General features: G+C 46.2%; 19 protein-coding genes. 17 read left to right on the forward strand and 2 right to left on the reverse strand.

Annotation, left to right across the window (positions count from 1 at the left end; all coding sequences use genetic code 11):
- Positions 1-216: 216 nt before the first annotated feature.
- From B5F53_RS04285 to sstT, 5 genes are all read left to right on the forward strand, one after another.
- Entirely contained in the window at positions 217-2292 is a 2076-nt protein-coding gene (locus tag B5F53_RS04285) for a HelD family protein (protein ID WP_087220747.1), read from the forward strand.
- Entirely contained in the window at positions 2270-2845 is a 576-nt protein-coding gene (locus B5F53_RS04290; protein WP_087220291.1) for a GNAT family N-acetyltransferase, read from the forward strand. Before B5F53_RS04285 ends, B5F53_RS04290 begins: the two co-directional genes overlap by 23 nt.
- A complete protein-coding gene (locus B5F53_RS04295; protein ID WP_087220293.1) occupies positions 2842-6105 on the forward strand; it encodes an N-6 DNA methylase in 3264 nt (1087 codons plus the stop codon). The genes B5F53_RS04290 and B5F53_RS04295 overlap by 4 nt, the downstream gene beginning before the upstream one ends.
- A complete protein-coding gene (locus B5F53_RS04300) occupies positions 6102-7247 on the forward strand; it encodes an aldo/keto reductase (RefSeq protein ID WP_087220296.1) in 1146 nt (381 codons plus the stop codon). The genes B5F53_RS04295 and B5F53_RS04300 overlap by 4 nt, the downstream gene beginning before the upstream one ends.
- 96 nt (positions 7248-7343) lie before the next feature.
- Positions 7344-8555, forward strand: coding sequence for a serine/threonine transporter SstT (gene sstT / locus B5F53_RS04305; protein ID WP_087220300.1), 1212 nt, complete (start codon positions 7344-7346; stop codon positions 8553-8555).
- An 81-nt stretch (positions 8556-8636) separates the two neighbouring features.
- Here sstT and B5F53_RS04310 read toward each other — a convergent pair whose 3' ends face one another.
- Positions 8637-9110: a TspO/MBR family protein gene (locus tag B5F53_RS04310; RefSeq protein WP_087220303.1), complete on the reverse strand. Its 474-nt coding sequence runs from the start codon at positions 9108-9110 to the stop codon at positions 8637-8639.
- Positions 9111-9142: 32 nt separating this feature from the next.
- Complete coding sequence (locus B5F53_RS04315; protein WP_087220306.1) at positions 9143-9961, reverse strand: delta-lactam-biosynthetic de-N-acetylase; 819 nt, start codon at positions 9959-9961, stop codon at positions 9143-9145.
- A gap of 116 nt (positions 9962-10077) precedes the next feature.
- Between B5F53_RS04315 and B5F53_RS04320 the strand changes: the two genes are divergently transcribed.
- The 12 genes from B5F53_RS04320 to B5F53_RS04375 all read left to right on the forward strand — a co-directional run bounded on the left by B5F53_RS04320 (position 10078) and on the right by B5F53_RS04375 (position 19052).
- A complete protein-coding gene (locus B5F53_RS04320; RefSeq protein WP_140398202.1) occupies positions 10078-10866 on the forward strand; it encodes a hypothetical protein in 789 nt (262 codons plus the stop codon).
- Entirely contained in the window at positions 10863-11834 is a 972-nt protein-coding gene (locus B5F53_RS04325; RefSeq protein ID WP_087220312.1) for a tRNA dihydrouridine synthase, read from the forward strand. Before B5F53_RS04320 ends, B5F53_RS04325 begins: the two co-directional genes overlap by 4 nt.
- 10 nt (positions 11835-11844) lie before the next feature.
- Positions 11845-12399 (forward strand): DUF2284 domain-containing protein, encoded by a 555-nt coding sequence (locus B5F53_RS04330; RefSeq protein ID WP_087220315.1) that lies wholly within the window; start codon positions 11845-11847, stop codon positions 12397-12399.
- Between the two features lie 55 nt (positions 12400-12454).
- Entirely contained in the window at positions 12455-12733 is a 279-nt protein-coding gene (locus tag B5F53_RS04335) for a YabP/YqfC family sporulation protein (protein ID WP_140398203.1), read from the forward strand.
- A 15-nt stretch (positions 12734-12748) separates the two neighbouring features.
- Positions 12749-13966, forward strand: a complete 1218-nt coding sequence (yqfD, locus tag B5F53_RS04340; RefSeq protein WP_087220321.1) for a sporulation protein YqfD — start codon at positions 12749-12751, stop codon at positions 13964-13966.
- Between the two features lie 85 nt (positions 13967-14051).
- A complete protein-coding gene (locus B5F53_RS04345) occupies positions 14052-15074 on the forward strand; it encodes a PhoH family protein (protein ID WP_242970242.1) in 1023 nt (340 codons plus the stop codon).
- Positions 15075-15086: 12 nt separating this feature from the next.
- Complete coding sequence (ybeY, locus tag B5F53_RS04350) at positions 15087-15581, forward strand: rRNA maturation RNase YbeY (RefSeq protein WP_087220324.1); 495 nt, start codon at positions 15087-15089, stop codon at positions 15579-15581.
- A 19-nt stretch (positions 15582-15600) separates the two neighbouring features.
- Entirely contained in the window at positions 15601-16704 is a 1104-nt protein-coding gene (locus B5F53_RS04355; RefSeq protein ID WP_087220327.1) for a DUF3048 domain-containing protein, read from the forward strand.
- A 133-nt stretch (positions 16705-16837) separates the two neighbouring features.
- On the forward strand, positions 16838-17317 hold the full coding sequence (locus B5F53_RS04360; RefSeq protein WP_162610524.1) for a BofC C-terminal domain-containing protein: 480 nt from the start codon (positions 16838-16840) through the stop codon (positions 17315-17317).
- A gap of 96 nt (positions 17318-17413) precedes the next feature.
- On the forward strand, positions 17414-18259 hold the full coding sequence (gene proB, locus B5F53_RS04365; RefSeq protein ID WP_087220333.1) for a glutamate 5-kinase: 846 nt from the start codon (positions 17414-17416) through the stop codon (positions 18257-18259).
- Between the two features lie 15 nt (positions 18260-18274).
- Positions 18275-18496, forward strand: a complete 222-nt coding sequence (locus B5F53_RS04370) for a DUF896 domain-containing protein (protein ID WP_087220336.1) — start codon at positions 18275-18277, stop codon at positions 18494-18496.
- On the forward strand, positions 18474-19052 hold the full coding sequence (locus B5F53_RS04375) for a 5-formyltetrahydrofolate cyclo-ligase (protein WP_087220339.1): 579 nt from the start codon (positions 18474-18476) through the stop codon (positions 19050-19052). The genes B5F53_RS04370 and B5F53_RS04375 overlap by 23 nt, the downstream gene beginning before the upstream one ends.
- Position 19053: the final 1 nt, after the last annotated feature.

Here is a 19053-nt window from a genome sequence, read left to right on the forward strand (position 1 = left end):
GATGCAATAAGAAAATCTATCTAAAGGTTTAAAGAAGAGACTATTCGATAAAATCAGACTTCTACAGAGTTCTGGCTTTTCAAGGATAGTCTCTTTTTGCTCCCAATGGATGAAAAGGAGTCCTGTACAGGGAGGAAAGTTTCCGTTATAATAGTAGTTATGCATAAAACAGAAGGAACCTTTATGAAAAAGAGACAGTCGAAAGGAAAAAAACCAATGCATAATGACAGAAAAACAGACAGCTTATGGTTCCTTCAGGAAGTAACCAGAAAGCTGAAAAACCGAATCAAAGAAGTGGAAAGCTCTCTGCAGGAAGGACAGAAAGAGATTGCCCAGATGCATGAGTATTACTGGGAAAATTATACGGAGATGGATCAGTATGGTTATGAGAACTATGATAACCAGCAGGCCCTTCTTCATCAGGTAAACGCCAATCAGGAACAGCAGAAATTGATGAGACGTTTTAAAAAGATGGTACAGTCTCCTTTCTTCGGAAGGGTTGATTTCCTGTATGACGGAGAAGATACCGAGGAGACTTTTTATATCGGAATCGGAAATTTTGCAGAAAAGACCGGCAGACAGCCTCTCATCTACGACTGGAGAGCTCCTGTTTCCGGGTTATTTTATGATTTTGACCGGGGAGAAGCGTCCTACGAAGCCCCCATGGGAACTCTGACCGGAGAAATCCTGTCCAAATGGCAGTATAAAATCCGCAATGGGAAAATGGTTTATGCCTTTGAAAGCGATACGAAAATCGATGATGAAATTTTACAGCAGGAGCTGGGAGAAAACGGCGATGTAAAACTGAAGAATATTATCCGTACCATTCAGAAAGAACAAAACGCCATTATCCGCAATACCAGAGATAAAATCCTGGTCATTCAGGGAGCGGCCGGAAGCGGTAAGACCTCTGTGGCTCTTCACCGGATTGCCTATCTGCTGTACCACCAGAGACAGAATTTAAGATCATCGGATATTCTGATTCTGTCTCCCAACAGCGTGTTTTCAGACTATATCTCCCATATCCTTCCGGAACTGGGAGAAGAGCCCATACAGGAAATGAGTTTTGATTTGTTTGCCTATCATGAACTGAAAGATACGGTCAGTGACTGTGAAGATAAGTATCAGTTTCTGGAACAGACCATGAAACATTTCTGTAAAGAAGAAAAAGACCGGTACGAGTGGAAGCAGTCCCGGGAGTTTTTAGGGGAAGTGGAAGGATTTCTGGCCCTTCTGGAAGATGAGCTGATGGATTTTCACGATATAAAACTGAAAGGACAATCCATTACCGAAAGAGAACTGATTGATTTGTTTTACTTCAAATTTCAGGATGTTCCTCTTCTGGAACGGATGAACGCCGTGATGGAGTATGTGGCGGAGGAATTTGCCACCCTCTGGCAGAGGGATCTGAGAGAAGATGAGATGCAGTTTCTTCAGAAACAGTTTGACTCCATGTATGTGACAATGGATTTGTATAAAATTTACGGAAAACTGATGGAGAGCTGCGGGCAGGAGTTCCCCCTGGACCTTCCCTTTGACAGACGGATTTTAAAATACGAAGACGTCTTTCCCATGCTTTATCTAAAACAGAGATTAACCGGAGGCGGCGCCCGTCAGATCAAACATCTGGTCATTGATGAAATGCAGGACTATACGTATCTGCAGTATGTGATTCTTCATCTGCTTTTCCCCTGCCGGATGACGATTCTGGGGGATAAGGCCCAGACCATGGAAGAAACGGTAAGAGATGTAACGGCTTTTCTTCCGGAAATTTTCGGAAAAAACGTGAAGAAAATTGTAATGAATAAAAGCTACCGCAATACGATGGAGATTGCCCGGTATGCCGGAAAACTTCAGGGAGAAGAACAGGACGAGTCTCTGGAATTTCTGGAACGCCATGGAAAAGAAGTTACAGAAGCAGCCTTTGACAGCCTGGAAGAACTTATAGAGGAAGTTTCTGCCCGGATTGACGATAGTCAAAAATACGAAACCCGTGCCATTCTTACCATGACAGAGGAGGAGGCCCAAAAGATTTACCAAAAACTGGAAGACTGCCGGATTCCTGCCGGGTATCTGGACCGGGACAGCCAGTCTTTTCACAGAGGACTGACTGTGACCACCTTCTATCTGGCGAAAGGCCTGGAATTTGATCAGGTTTTTACAATTAAGGGACAGAAAGAGAATCCCTATAAGACACAGGGAGAATACATCTGCGCCACAAGGGCGCTGCATGAATTATATGTATATTCAATAAAGGAGAAGGCAGAAGATGATTCATCTGGAAACCTGTAAAGACAGAAAAAACAGAGCCCAAATAAAGAAACTGTACCTGGAGGCATTTCCGGCAGAAGAGCGAATGCCCTTTTTCCTGTTTCATTTAAAAAAGAAAGGGCAGGCAGATTTATCCGGCGTCTATGAGAAAGGGAAACTGGCCGGGATGGTCTATTGCGTCAGACATAAAAACATGGTCTTTATCTTTTATCTGGCAGTGGAAAAAAGCCTTCGGGGAAGAGGGTACGGGAGCCGGATTCTGGAAAAATTAAAAGAGAAATACAGAGACTGCAGTCTGGTTTTAAATATGGAAGAAGTGGATCCTTCCTATGAAAACTATGAGCAGAGAAAAAAGCGAAAAGACTTTTACAGAAAAAACGGTTTCCGGGAATCCGGATTTAAAATCAGGGAATACGGCGTAATTTATGAATTTATGTATTATGGACAAAACACCACAGTCCGGGAATATCAGGAACTTCTGAGAAACTATTTCGGAAAATTTCTGTACGGACTGTACAGGAAAAACTCCGCCGTTGTAAAGCAGGAGAAGGAAGACGTAAGGAGAGAACATTGAATCAGAAATTACAAAAGGAAATCAGAGAATCCATTCTGGAGCGGAAAAATTTTGAAAAAGAAGTGGAGCGGCTTACAGAAATACTGAATCAGGAGGCCGCAGAGGCAAATTCTGAGGCGACCATTGCCCTCAGAATGGAAGAGATCCTGAGGGAGCTTCTGAACTATTTCGGGGTTTCTTTTCTTCCGGACAGGGAAGTGGTGCTGAAAACAGAACAGAAGAATTGCTATATCACCGCTTACCGAAAAAGTACAAGCCGCAGAATTGATTCCCGGTTTCAGAATATTATCACAGAATATAAGAAAAATATTCACAGCCACTATGAAGAAAATGTAAAACAGCTTACCGATTATATGGAGCTTGCCGCAGAAACAGAAGAGCAGAAAATTGATAAATATTATGGGATTTTAACAGACGGCAGGGAAATTGTATTCATTTCCTACAGCGGCCAAAAAAGAATCCTGTCGCAGCCTCAGAAATTATGTAAAAAAAGCATGAAAGAGCTTTTGAAAATCTATCTTTCCCTGGGGAGGAAGGAGCTGTCTCCCCGGCAGCTGGTAAAAGACTTCAGCATTTCAGCCAGAGACAGTGTAAGTCTCCAGATGGCAAAAGCCTTTTATGATGCTCTTATCAACCGGAAAGAAGTAATTGTATCGGAGTGGAACAATCTGTTTCAGCTTGGAGGCCACAATGACAACAATGTAAAGAGTATCAAAGAGAGAAAGAGGGTACTGGCCGGGTATTTCCAGACAGAGGAAGCCCGAATCGACGAATCAGCCGCACTGTTTGCCCTTCAGACCACTTATACCATTATCCTGAAACTGATTGCTTATAATGTGATTGTGGACATTTATCTGAAAAAGAAGGATTTCAGTCTGGACTTTTCCGGTTTATCCGGACTTCCGGCAGACATTCTGCAAAACAGGATGAGAGAAATTGATTCCGGAGATATGTTCGAACAGATGGGATTTACCAATCTTCTGGAGACAGACTTTTTCTCCTGGTATCTGGAGAAGCCCTGGAAGGAATCTCAGACAGCTCCTCTGCGGAGAATCATGGAAGTGCTGGACGAATACGATGTGGGGCAGCGTCTGTTTGGCCGGGAAAATGTCCACGATTTCTTTAAAGAACTGTATCAGTCCCTTATCCCCAAAGAGGTGCGTCATTCTCTGGGCGAATACTACACAGAAGACTGGCTTGCGGATCATGTCATCCGCCACAGGATTTCCAAAGTGGGAAAGAAGGACGACTGGAGGGCTATCGATCCCTGCTGTGGCTCCGGAACCTTCGTCATGAAACTGATTGAACAACTGCTGGAACAGAACAACCTGCTGAACCGCAGTCTGGTAGAGACCATTACAGAGCGGATTCAGGGGCATGATTTGAATCCTCTGGCCGTTTTGACCTGTAAAATTAATTATTTTCTGGTTCTTTCCCGGTTTCTGGATCCGGAAGAAGACAGAGAGATTACCATTCCTGTACGGATCGGAGATTCTGCACTGGTTCCCCGGCTGGAACAGGAAGAGGAAACAAGGCTGGTCAGCTATGAAGTGGCCCTGGGAGAACAGCAGTACCGGTTCGCCCTTCCGCTGTCGGTGTTTCAGAGAAAAGACGCCCCGAAGATTTTCAGGGAATTTGTCCGGAAACTGGAAAGTCAGGAGGAAAATCCGGAAGTGTTGTTTTTCTCTGAGGGCCAGACGTCAGGAGAACAGGAGATAGCTGCAGGATTTGTAAAGCAGTGCAATGCTTTCTTAAAAGACGGACACAGCCTGTATTGGATTAAGACGGTACTTAGTATTTTAACCACCAGAACCATTGGAAAATTCGACTTTATCGCCTCCAATCCCCCGTGGATTGACTGGAAAGCCCTTCCGGACGGATACCGGGAGACCTTAAAAGCGGCCTCCATCGAACATCACATTTTCTCCGGAGACCGGTTTACCGGAGGCATCAACTTGAATATCTGCGCTTTAATTGCCAATGTGGCTGCCAATACCTGGCTGAAGGAAGGGGGGATTATGGGAATTCTGATGCCCAAGTCCCTGATCTTTCAGTCCACCTATAAAGGCTTCCGGAATCTGGTGCAGACAGAAGGCGGTCCCTTAACCTTTGAGAGTTTCGTGGACTGGACGTATGCGGGAAATCCCTTTAAAGGGGTAACAGAGAAGTTTATGACCTACTATCTGCGCAAGGAAGAGGAACCAGAAACACAAAAAGAAGACGGCGAACGGGTGCCCGTTCTGGAAATGATAAAACAGCGGGGCGCCCGGATCGACGATAAGAAATACAGAAGCTATGAAGACGTGCGGCAGAAATACCGGACAGAAGAAAAAGAAGCCTGTCAGGTATCCCGGGAGAATAATCATTTCACCATTATCTCTCTGGAAGACGCACAGTGGTTTCCCTGGATGAAAATCATTGCAGGAGTCTGCAGCTACCGGGGCCGGGTAGGGCTGGGTCTCTATCCGAAAGAAGCTTTTCTCATGGAAATTGAGAAAACCATCTGCCGGTACGGGAAAGAGCTGGCTCTGGTGAGAAACTATCAGAACCCCCGTTCCGAAAGAAAGGTCTTAAACCAGCCCTCTCTGCTGGAAAAAGAGATGCTTTGTCCGGTAATTGAAGGTCCGAACATAGAGAAATTTAAGATTAGGGGAATCCGCTATGTGGCGCCCTTTCCTTACCGGCCAAAAGATGTGAAAAAACCAATCCCGGCAGAGGAACTGCAGGAAACAGCGCCTCATCTGCTGAAGTATTTCCGGCAGATTAAAGAAGATATTAAAAAGACGGAATACAACCAGAGGGTGCAGGGAAAGAAGGGAGAATTCTACAGCCTCACCAGAGTGGGAACCTATACCTTTGCCAAGAACAAGGTGGTATTCCGGAACAATACGAAATGGAATGCAGCGGTCATTGAAGAGACGGATCCGGTTTACCGGGATTACCGGATGTATCTTCTGCTGGATCATGCCTGTTCCATTTCCCAGACCAGAGAGGGAAGAGAGATTACAGCACAGGAAGCTCACTACCTGTGCGCACTGTTAAATTCTACCCCGGTAGAGCGTTATATAGTCAGCTCTTCAGACGCCCGTTCCTTTAAAGCGGATATTCCCGTATCCATCCCTGAATTCCAGGAAGACAATCCTCTTCACCAGAAACTGGCGGAGGTTTCCAGGCGGGCCCATAAAGAAGGAATCAGCGAAGAACTGCAAAGAGAAATTGATGACACAGTAAAAGAATTATATAAAGGAGGATCCCTATGAAGTACAGAGAATTAGGCAACACCGGACTGAAGGTAAGTGAAATCGGGTTGGGAGCAGAATGGCTGGAACGCCATAACGCACAGGAAGTTAAGGAGGTGATCTCCTGCTGTGAGAAAGCCGGAATTAATATTCTGGACTGCTGGATGCCACAGCCGGAGGTAAGAACCAATATCGGAGCAGCCATAAAGGGGAACCGGGAACACTGGATTATCCAGGGGCATCTGGGCTCCACCTGGCAGGGCGGACAGTATGTCAGAACCAGAGAACTGGAGAAAGTAAAGGCAGCTTTTCAGGACTTACTGGATCGGTTGGGAACGGACTATATTGATCTGGGAATGATCCATTTTGTAGATGAAGTCAGTGAATTTCACCGGATCATGGAAGGAGAATTCCTGGAATATGCCAAAACACTGAAAAAGCAGGGAATTATCCGCCATATCGGAATGAGTACCCACAATCCGGAAGTGGGAAAACTGGCAGCAGAAAGCAATGAAATTGAAATGCTCTTATTCAGCGTCAATCCGGCCTTTGACATGCTTCCTGCAACAGAAAACATTGACGACTATTTCCAGGAGAGCTACGACGACAGCTTAAAAGGCATCGATCCCAAACGGGCGGAACTCTACCGAATCTGTGAACAGAGAGGCGTGGGAATTACCGTAATGAAAGGATATGCCGGAGGAAGACTGTTCAAAAAAGAGACGTCGCCTTTTGGAACAGCCTTAACTCCTGTACAATGTATCCACTATGCCCTGACCCGTCCCGCAGTGGCCAGCATCCTGGCAGGCTACGATACACCTCAGCATGTGGAAGAGGCAGTGGCTTATGAAACAGCCACAGAAGAAGAGAAAGATTACGCCAGCGTACTGGCAAACGCACCGGCTCATGCATACTATGGACAGTGCACGTACTGCGGACACTGCGCTCCCTGTCCCTCCGGAATTGACATTGCCATGGTCAACAAATTCTATGATCTGGCCCTGATGCAGCCGGAGGTACCGGCTACCTTAAAAGCCCACTATCAGGACTTGTCTGCCAACGGAGGAGACTGCATCGGCTGTAAAAGCTGTGAAGAGCGGTGCCCCTTCGGCGTTTCCATCGCAGAGCGAATGGAAAAGGCTCACGCTTTATTAAAAGCCTGAGGAAGCTTAAAATTCAAGCATTGGATTTACTTTTTCAGAGTTTTGTGTTAACATAGTAAAGTCAGTGTGCAAAAGATAACAGAGAGGGAGGATGATATGAAGAGTTTAATTCAAAAATGGAATAATATCAGCCTGGTGAAACGTATTATCGTAGGCCTGATTGTTGGTATTATTCTGGGACTGACAGTTCCCCAGGCAACGGTAATTTCCCTGCTTGGCGATCTTTTTGTAGGGGCGCTGAAAGCCATTGCGCCGCTGTTGGTGCTGTTTCTTGTTATGGAGGCTCTTTCCAAACAGGAACAGGGACAAAAGACAAATATGACAAGGGTTATTGTTTTATACCTGCTTGGAACTTTCCTGGCCGGCTGTATCGCCGTAGTGGCAAGTTTCCTTTTCCCGGTTACTCTGACCCTGGGAGAGAGTGTAACAGATACCGTAGCGCCGGGGGGAGTCGGAGAGGTTCTTCAGAATCTGCTGATGAATCTGGTTTCCAACCCGATAGAATCTATTTCCACAGCCAACTACATCGGTATCCTGGCATGGGCAGTACTGCTTGGAATCGCTTTAAGAAAAGCTTCTCCGGGAATGAAAAAGGGGATTATGGATATTTCAGAGGCCCTGTCTAAAATCGTCCGCTGGATTATCAGCTGTGCGCCCTTCGGTGTTATGGGACTTGTATTTGCCACCATTTCGGAGCAGGGCATTACGGCAATGATTAGTTACGGAAGGCTGATTGCAGTTCTTCTGGGAAGTATGGCCGTCTTTGCTTTAATTATGAACCCGATTATTGTATTTATAGGAATTCGTAAAAATCCGTATCCGCTGGTATTGAAATGTCTGAAGGACAGTGGAATTACCGCTTTCTTTACCAGAAGTTCCGCGGCCAATATTCCGGTGAATTTAAAACTCTGCGAAGAGCTGGGACTGGATGAGAAAACCTATTCCGTGTCCATTCCTTTAGGAGCTACCATCAATATGGGCGGAGCTGCCATTACCATTTCTGTTCTGGCCCTTGCAGCTACCAATACTCTGGGAATTGATGTGGATTTCGGAACTGCTCTTATCTTATGTGTATTATCAGCAGTCAGCGCCTGCGGAGCTTCCGGCGTTGCAGGAGGTTCCCTGCTTTTAGTGCCCCTGGCCTGCAGTTTGTTCGGAATTTCCAACGACGTAGCCATGCAGGTAGTAGGCGTGGGATTTATCGTGGGCGTTATCCAGGATTCCTGCGAAACTGCACTGAATTCTTCTACCGACGTATTATATACCGCCGTGGCAGAATTATCCAAAAAAAGAACTCAGAAATCCTAGTGAAAAGCTGCTGCAGAATCCTTTGCAGCAGCCTTTTTTTAATAGGAAGCAGGCGGAGAATCCTGCGAGCAGGATTCTTTGTTACTTATTGAGCACGAGAAACCCCAGATTCAGGCAGGCGGCAAACACCAGCCACAGAAGATAGGGAATCTGAAGCCTGGCGGCCAGAGGGGAGATAGCAGAAAAGCTTTTTATCATTAGAATTACCAGATAAATAAGCAGTAAAATCCATAAAAAAGACAGAAAATACAGATGCAGATTAAAAAACAGGATCGGCCACAGAAAATTCACTGCAAGCTGAATATAATAGATGGCAAGAGCCTGTTCCTTCCGGGGATTGCTGTGGGTGAAAATCAGATAGAAGGAAATCCCCATAAGGAGATACAGCAGCGTCCAGACAATGGGAAAGACAAAGCCGGGCGGAGCAAAGAAGGGGCGGTTCAGCGTCTGATATTCCCCCACATGGTTCCTGGTCAGAAGTCCGGCCAGAAGGCCTGTGGCCAGAGGAATGGCCAGACTCTGCAGGAAAAGTTTCCATTTGGTTTTCAGTTTGATCCCTCCTTCCTGTCATTGAAAAACAGGGAACATTACAGCTTCCGGGCCAGATCTTCCAGGGTTCCGAAATGATACCCCAGTTCTTCCCATCTGGTCAGCAGTTCATCCAGAATTTCCCCGTTGGTATCGGAAGTGCTGTGCAAAAGAACCACAGCTCCCGGATGAATACGGGGAAGCAGCTTGTGAAAGGCTTCCTCTTTGGTGGGCTGGTCATCCTGCAGCCAATCCACATAGGCAAGACTCCAGAAAAACGTATAGTAACCCATTTCACTGGCCATTTTTAAGTTCTGGACACTGAATTTTCCCTGAGGCGGGCGGTAGAAGGGAGCCATTTCTTCTCCGGTAATTTCCAAAAAGAGATCTTCCACCCGGTGAAGCTCCTCCTGGAAGGATTCTTTAGTGGAAATCTGAGACATGTCAGGGTGATGATAGGTGTGGTTTCCTACGGTATGGCCTTCTTTTACCATCTGGCGGGTCAGTTCCGGACTGGTTTCCAGGAAGTTTCCCACAACGAAAAAAGTGGCGGATACCTGATGTTTTTTCAGCGCCTCTAAAATCGCAGGCATGTTTCCGTTTTCATACCCTGCGTCAAAGGTAAGGTAAATCACTTTCTCCTCTGTTTCATCCAGATAGCCGGCATGATACTGCTTCAGCTCTTCGCAGGAGGCGTTTCCGGCGGGAGGACTTCCTTCCTTTGAAAAACTCAGTCCCCAGTTTTCACTGGCAGAGGCAGCCGTCTGGACCGTCTGGGAACGGGAAGAGAGATGACCGGCTCCGGCGCCGATGAGATAGGCGGCCGCAAACAGAACGAAGAAAGCGGCGGCGGTTTTCAGTTGCGGATGTGGTTTCATGTAAATCACCTGAATCGGCTTTCTTTTATTTATATGGAAAACGGTAATAACTTATGAACAAAAGGAAGAAAATCTGCATAGTGTGAAAGAACAGGCAAAGCAGGAAGTGGTTTCCGTTGATGGAAAACAGACTCACTTTAAAGAGATTTCTTACCACAGCCTTAGCTCCCGCAGGGCAGACCCTCTATATCTACGGGGGCGGCTGGAATCCGCAGGATACCGGGGCAGGAAGACCTGCCTGTACCATAGGAGTGCCGTACAAATGGAAGAAATTCTTCCAGTGCCGTACTCCTTATTATGACTACCGGACCCTTCGCACCCGGGACGGGCAGAATCTCTGCCGGGACTGGGGCGCCGACTGCAGCGGTTATGTGGGCTGGTGTGTCTATAACTTCATGGAAACAGAGAGCGGAAAAAAGGGATATGTATTTCCGGCTGAGACCATGGCCCGGATTTACGGGGAGGTATTCGGATGGGGAACCTTTCAAAGGAGGATACCTGATGGGAACGTTTTCGCTCCCGGAGACATTATCAGTATCCCCGGCCACGTGTGGATCTGTCTCGGCGTCTGCCAGGATGAAAGTGTGGTTTTGCTGCATTCCACCCCTTCTGAGAGCATCTGGAACTATCCGGGCGGAGGGGTACAGATAAGCGCCCTGGGAGAAAACAAAAGCTGTATGGCTTATCAGCTTGCGGATTCTTATATGAGGAAATATTTTCCCGGATGGAGCAAAAGATACCGAGTTGTCTTAAAGCCTTATGAACAATACACCGATACGAAGAAAGAAGGAACCGGACGGTTTACCTGGCGCCGGGGCCCCGGAGGGTTGGAAGATCCGGAAGGCCTGTATGAGATGACCGCCGGGGAACGATTACAGGAATTATTTGGAGAAAACAGAAGATGAATGAATATTTTGCCCCCATGGAGGGGATTACAGGATACATTTACCGGAATGCCTTTCAGAAATACGGCTGGAAAATGGAAAAATATTTTTCTCCGTTTCTGGCGCCCAAAACCAATACAAAGAAATGTTTTAACCACAGAGAATACGAAGACATCCGGCCCGATCACAATGAGGGACTGCATTTAGTTCCTCAGATTCTGACCAACCGGGCCGGGGATTTCCTGAAGCTGGCAGAAGCCCTGGAAGAACTGGGCTATCAGGAAATCAACCTGAACCTGGGCTGTCCCTCGCCCACCGTCGTGACCAAGAAAAAGGGCGCCGGGTTCTTAGGGGAACCGGAGAAACTCAGAGAATTTCTGGAGGAAATTTTCCAGGGCACCTCTTTGGACATCTCCGTTAAAACCAGGATTGGTCTGGAAGATCCGGAAGAATTTACAAAGCTTTTGGAGATTTATAACCAGTATCCCTTAAAGGAACTGATTATCCATCCCAGGATTCAGAAAGATTTTTATAAAAATACGCCCCGGATGGAGGCCTTTTCTTACGGACTGGAACACAGCCGGGCAAAAGTATGTTATAATGGAAATCTGTTTACAAAAGAAGACTATCAGACGTTCTGCGGGTCTTACCCCGCATGTACCCATGTCATGCTGGGAAGAGGGCTGCTGGCCAATCCCGGACTTTTACAGGAAGTGCATAACAAAACGCCCATGGACAGAGAGACATTTTCCTGTTTTCACAGAGAAATCTATGAAAATTACCAGGAAGTGTCCTGCGGGGAGAGAAACGTACTGTTTAAAATGAAAGAACTCTGGTTTTATTTCCGGGAGATGTTTCCGGAAGGAAAGAAACAGATCAAACGGATTAAAAAAGCGGAAACCCTCAGAAAATACGAAGAGGCGGTAAACGATTTATTTCAGAATGTTCCCCTGTACTATGAATCGCAGATGACGGGGAAGGAAAGTTAGGAGGAATTACATGCAGATACCGGGTTTCGATGAATTTATTACACAGTATCCTGTATTTGAATACCGGATTTTAGAGACAAGTGAGATTTCTGTGCAGGAGAGGGTACGGATCGTCTGTGAGAAGGAATGCGAACGTTACGGCACCACCTGGGCCTGTCCTCCCGGAACCGGGAGCCTGGGGGAATGCCAGGAGCGAATCCATTCCTACCGTCATGGCCTGTTCTTTTCCAGCGTGGCGGAAGTCTCCGATCTGTTTAACATGGAAGAGATGTTAAGTACCCGAAAAGAGCATGAAAAGCTTACGGAAGAGATTCAGGATTATATGAAAAAGCAGGGACTGGACTGCTTCATCCTCTCAACCGAATCCTGTGACATTTGTCCCACCTGCACCTATCCGGACAGCCCCTGCCGCTATCCGGAAAAAATGCATCCCTGTCTGGAAAGCCACGGGGTGGTGGTAATGGAACTGACGGAACAGCAGCAGATGGAATATTCCCTTGGAGGAAACAGTATTCTCTGGTTTTCACTGATTTTGTTTCGTCCTCTCCAGAAAGAGGAAGAATAATACATAAATAAGAGTCTCCCGGCATAAATTGAAAAATAAAGGCCGGGAGTTTCTTATGGGGAAAAAGCGAAGAAAATGGAAAGAACATCTGGTATCTTCCATGGAAATCCCAAGGGATTTGGCGTACCGGGAATCCATTATCCGAATCACCGGCAGGAAACAGCTAACCATCGAAAATTATAAGGGCATCCAGATTTTCAGCAGTCAGCAGACCGTAGTAACCCTGAATCAGGGCAAGGTGAAAATTCTGGGAAAAGATCTGGAAATTCAGTTTTATATGGAAAATGAGATGACAGTCACAGGCTTTATCAGTCAGGTAATCTTTGAAATTTAGGCAGGGGGAGAGAATTTGATAGAAAAGCTCTTGCAGTATAAAAACGGATACGTGAAAATCCGCCTCATAAGTCCCAAACCCGAACGGTTTCTCAACCTGTGTTCCCGGCAGGGGATCCTGCTGTCTCAAATCCGTCCGGCAGGAGAAACCTGGGAAATGCAGATAAGTCTGAAAGATTTCTTTCGGCTAAAGCCTGTATGTAAGAAAACCCATTCCAGAATTCATGTGGTAAAACGCTGGGGACTGCCCTTCTTTTTTTACAGAAATAAAAAAAGAAAGGCCTTTTTTATTGGGATTTTCCTGTGTTTTGCCCTGGTGATATTTCTGTCCCAGTTTGTATGGAGAATCCAGGTAGAGGGAAACTACTATAATACCACCCAGGAGATTTTAAAATTTCTGGAAGAAAAAGACGTCCGGCACGGAATTCCCAAAAAAGAGATTAACTGTGCTCTTATTTCCGCTATGATCCGGGAACAGTTTCCCGATATTACCTGGGTGTCTGCCCGGCTCTCCGGGACTAATCTTTCCATAACCATCCAGGAAAACGAAAATCCTGCTTCCTCCGATTCCGGACAGGAAGAAGCTCCGTCCAGCATTGTCTCCAATCTGGAGGGAACCATTGTAAAAATGATTACGCGACAGGGCGCTCCTCAGGTTCAGGCGGGGGATTTCTGTGAAAAAGGCGATCTTCTGGTTCTGGGAAGACTGGATATAAAAAACGACAGCCAGGAAGTGATCCGTTATGACTATGTAACCTCCGACGCGGATATTTATATCCGGCACACCTGTTCCTATTACGACAGCTTTCCATTATCCTATGAAAAAAAGAGTTTTACAGGAAATGAGAAATCCCGGCCTTTCTTCCAGATTTTCTCCCTGAGAGCCGAAGGAGGAAGCAGGAAGAAACAGTATGAAAAGGAAGATACCGTCACACAGACCAGGAACCTTTATTTAACGGAAAACTTTGTGCTTCCGTTCTCCTATGGAACCATCGTGCAAAAAGAATACGTCATGGAAAAGGTCACCTATACGGAAGAGGAGGCCCGAAAGAAAGCACAGGAAAACATACAGATCTACCTGGAAAAATTGCTGGATAAAGGGGTGGAAATCTGCCAGAATAATATTGAGATTCAGACAGACGGAAGCTTCTGTACTGCCAAAGGAACCCTGCAGGTAATCGAAAAGGCCGGGTACTCTGTGCCGGTGGAGAAAATGGAGATTCCCGATACTTGAAAAAGATACTTAGGTTTACTATAATAGAAAAAACAGAATCAAAATCTGTCCGTTTTACATTAGATGGAAAGAGAGGGAACAATCGTTGCAGACAGAACAGATCGAATTTGACACCGTGGATCAGCAGCAGGCAGTCTTTGGAATGCAGGATCAATTTGCAAAAATCATTGAGAAAGAATTAAACGTCTCCATCAGCCTGCGGGATTCCAGAGCGGAAATAAAGGGAGAACCCGGCCGGAATACAAAAATCGCCGCAGAAGTGATGGATTCTCTATTAACATTATATAAAAGAGGAGAAAATTTAAAGGAAGGTATCGTGTACCGTCTGCTGGAAGAAGCAGCAGAGGGAAATCTGGATGAAACCTGCAAAGCCATGGACAGTGTGGTGACCATTACCCAGAAAGGGGCGCCCATTAAGTGCAAAACCTTCGGGCAGAAAAATTATGTGAAAGCCCTTCAGGATCATGTGGTAACCATCTGTATCGGTCCTGCCGGAACCGGAAAGACTTATCTGGCAGTGGCACAGGCGGCCAGAGAACTGAAAAACGGAGATATTGAACGGATTATCATGAGCCGTCCGGCCATCGAGGCAGGAGAAGAGAGACTGGGATTTCTGCCCGGAGATCTGGCCCAGAAGGTGGATCCCTACCTTCGGCCTCTGTACGACGCCCTTCATGATATTTTCGGCGCAGATAAAGCAGAAAAACTAAGAGAGAGACGAATTATTGAGATTGCGCCCCTGGCATATATGAGAGGAAGAACCCTCAACCATGCCAGAGTCATCATTGACGAAAGTCAGAACGCGTCTCTTCCCACCCTGAAAATGGCGCTGACCCGTCTGGGAGAAGGATCGAAAATGGTACTGACCGGTGACGTTACCCAGATTGATTTACCGAAAACCCAGGATTCGGGACTGGAAAAATGCGCCGAAATACTGAACGGAATTGAGGGGATTTCCATTACGCGGCTGAATAACCGGGATGTGGTACGAAATAAAATCGTCAAAGACATTGTCAAAGCCTTTGAAAAAGAAGAACAGAAAAAACAGATGAGACAGGAGAAAGGAAAGACTTCCAAGACTTCCTTTCGCCGTAAGACAAAAGCTTAAAGGGGGATTGCAATGACCGTACAGATTGAGTATGAAGCACAGGAAATGCTGAATATACCTTACAGAGAGCTGGCAGAAAAAGTGGTTTCCCGGGTTCTGGAAGACGAACAGTGTCCCTATGAGGCGGAAGTGAACCTGGTTCTTACAGACAATGAAGAGATACAGAGGATCAATAAGGAATTCCGGGGCATTGACGCGCCTACGGATGTTTTGTCTTTCCCCAGTATTCCCTTTGAAGAGCCGGCGGATTATAAACTGGCAGAAGAGGAGGATTCCTTCTTTAACATGGATACGGGAGAATTAATTCTGGGAGACATTATGATTTCTGTTCCCAGAGTTTTTCAGCAGGCAAAAGAATACGGACACAGCGTAAAACGGGAATTTTCCTTTCTGATCGCCCACAGTGTTCTCCATCTTCTGGGATACGATCATATGGAAAAAGAAGAAGCCGAAATTATGGAGGGGAAACAGAGGAAAGCCCTGGAGGAACTGGGAATTACAAGGTAGCAGAAAAAGGAGGGGTACTATGAAAAAATTCGGATTGCTTTGTTTCTGTCTGACAGCCATACTGCTGGCCGGATGTGGAAAAGAAAAAGAGGATGCACAGCCGGACAAGGGGATTGATGAGGCTAAGATACAGATTGAAACATCTCAGGGGGAGGAAAGCGGACAGGAGGAAGAAAGCCAGGAGCCGCAGCCGGAAGCGGGACAAGTGGTCAGCTATCTTACCGGAGAATATGTGCCGGAAGCCATTGGGAGACGGCGGCCCATTGCCGTTATGCTGAACAATGCCAAAGAAGGCTGTCCCCAGAGTGGAATCGCCAATGCGGGAGTGGTTTATGAAGCGCCCACAGAAGGGGATATTACCCGATTAATGGGAATCTTCGAAGATTATGATCAGTTAGAGAAGATTGGTTCCATGAGAAGCTGCCGGGATTACTACATTCATTATGCCCAGGAATTTGATTCCATTTACGTGCACTACGGACAGGCTGTTTACGCCCTTCCCTATCTGGAACAGGACTTCATTCATAATATAAACGGCATCTCTTCCGTTGGGGATCAGGTCTTTTACCGTACCTCTGACCGGAAAGCGCCTCATAATGCCTATACCAGCTACCAGGGGATTCAGACAGGCATCGGCCTTTTGGGATACGATCAGAATTACGGCGCAGACTATCAGGGGCATTATCAGTTTGCCGTACCGGGAGAAGAAGTAACACTTACAAACCCATCCCCGGCCCAGACAGTGAAACTGGACTGTTACAGCGTCAACCATCCTTGGTTTGAATATGATGCCGCTTCCGGAAAATACAACCGGTTCCAGTACGGCGAAGCCCAGATTGACGAGCTGACCGGACAGCAGCTTCAGTATGACAATATCATTCTGGAATATGCTTCCTACCAGCCCTATGATGAAAACGGCTACTTAAATATAGATACCACCTCCGGCGGCCAGGGGAAATTTATTACCCGGGGACAGGCAGAGGACATTTCCTGGAGGAAGGATTCCGAGTGGGGCGTTACCCGCTATTACGATGGGAACGGTCAGGAAATCCAGTTAAATACAGGAAAAACCTGGGTCTGCATCATTCTCAATGACAAAACCTCACAGATTACAATTGCATAAAACCTGAAAAAATGCCGATACTAAAAGAAAAAGGAGCAAAAGGACCATGCGTAAAGTACTGTTTAGTATCGGCATTTTTGCGTTTTTGTGTGTTCTATCCGTGGGTTTTTATAGTTCATACAAGATCTCCGATATGAAAATGAAGATGACTCATCTGGAAGAAGCGCTGGATGAAAAAGAAACCCGGGAAACACAATATGCAGAAAAACTGATTACCAAAGATACCCGGTGTACCATTGAAGAATACGATCGGTATTCCGGAAATTTAAAGGAAGAAACCACCATGGCGGCAGATAACCTTCTGGGCATGGATCGGACAGAACTGGAGAACTTTTTAAAGAAAAGCCAGACCATGTATTATCAATACTCTCTGGTAGCCTTTTCTCCGGAACATGTGGTCATCCGGCAAAGCCGCACAGAATATGAAACTTATTATCTGGTAGATGAAAACGGCGTCGTTCAGGTCTATAAAGGAGACCGAAAGACCCTGTACGAACCCACTCAGATCCAGACCAAAGATTTGCCGGAGGATTTGCAGGAAGAAATACAAAATGGAAAATATGTAGAATCCCAGGAAGAACTCTACAGCTTCCTGGAGAACTATTCCAGCTAGAAGCTGCCGGAATCGGCAAAAGCACAGGTTCCGTCTGGACGGAAGCAGAAAAATGTTGTAAGATAAGGAAGAGTATACATTGAAAGGACGAGTAACGTGAACTACCGTGAATTACTGAAAGATAAAAAACGAATCGTCATTAAAATCGGAACTTCTTCTCTGACCCATCTTGCGTCCGGACGTCTGAACCTGTTAAAGATGGAAGTCCTGGTAAGAGAATTAAGCGATCTCTGCAATCAGGGAAAAGAAGTGGTTCTTGTATCCTCCGGCGCCATCGGCGTAGGATGCACCGCACTGGGTTTTCCTCATAAACCCCAGACCCTGGCGGAGAAACAGGCCTGTGCTGCAGTGGGACAGGCGAAACTAATGATGATTTATCAGAAGTTATTTTCTGAATACGGACACCAGGCAGGACAGATCCTGATGACGAAAAATACCATGGTGGACAATCTGAACCGGAGAAACGCCAGAAATACCTTCCAGGCGTTAATGAGAATGGGCGTGGTACCCATTGTAAATGAAAATGACTCTATTTCTACATATGAAATTGAATTCGGAGACAACGATACCTTATCGGCCGTAGTGGCTTCTCTGATTAAAGCGGATTTATTAATCCTCCTTTCCGATATTGACGGATTGTATACAGACGATCCCCATCGAAATTCCAGAGCACAGTTTATCGGCCTTGTGGAGCATCTGGATGAACATCTGAAAGAGATGGGCAAATCCTCCACCGGCAGCAAGGTGGGAACCGGAGGAATGGCAACGAAACTGCGGGCGGCCGAAATCGCCACCTCGGCAGGAGCCGACATGGTGATAGCCAACGGAGCGGATTTCCATAACATTCACAGAATTATGGATGGAAAAGAGACGGGAACTTTGTTCCTGGCCAATCCCAAAGAAGAGTTTTATTTAGTAGATTACATAGAAAAGTTACTGTAAGGAGTATTTATATAAATGGAAAAAGCAAAAATCGACCGGATTAACGTGCTGGCAAGGAAAGCAAAAAAAGAAGGCCTGACTTCCGAAGAGAAACAGGAACAGGCGAAATTAAGAAGCGAATACATAGCAGCCATCCGGATGAATCTCCGGTGCCAGTTGGATCAGATTGACATTCAGGAGAAGGATGGAACCATCGTGAATTTAGGAGAAAAATATGACAAAGGAAGAAAGCATTAAAACACAGAAAAAAGCAATCCGAAAGGAAATCTTTTCCAGGAGAAAGCAGATTACCCTTGAGGAACTGGAAACATTCAGCCAGGCCATTACTGAAAAAGTGGCGCAGCTGGAGGCATTTCAGAAATCCGGGCATATTTATATTTATGCAGACTATAATCACGAAGTTATTACCCGGTATCTCATAGAGAAAGCCTGGAGCCTGGGAAAAGAGGTGGCGGTTCCCAAAGTGGTGGGAGAGGCGATGGTCTTTTATAAACTGAAAGACTTTGCCCAGTTAAAACCCGGTTATTTCGGAATTCCCGAACCTGAGGACGGCGAGATTGTCACCTGGGAGGAAGCTTTTATGGTAATGCCGGGAGTGGCTTTCGACCCGATGAATCACCGGGTTGGCTACGGGGGCGGATTTTACGATCGTTTTCTGGAAAAACATCCGAAGGTTCTTAAGGCGGCCCTGGCTTTTGAATGCCAGATAATGCCCGAAGTGCCTTATGAAGCTACGGACATCTTTCCGGACTGGGTTGTAACGGAGAAGAGAGTATTGATTAAGGAGGGTTAGC

The organism is Blautia sp. An249 (genome assembly GCF_002159835.1).
Taxonomy (GTDB): domain Bacteria; phylum Bacillota; class Clostridia; order Lachnospirales; family Lachnospiraceae; genus Blautia_A; species Blautia_A avistercoris.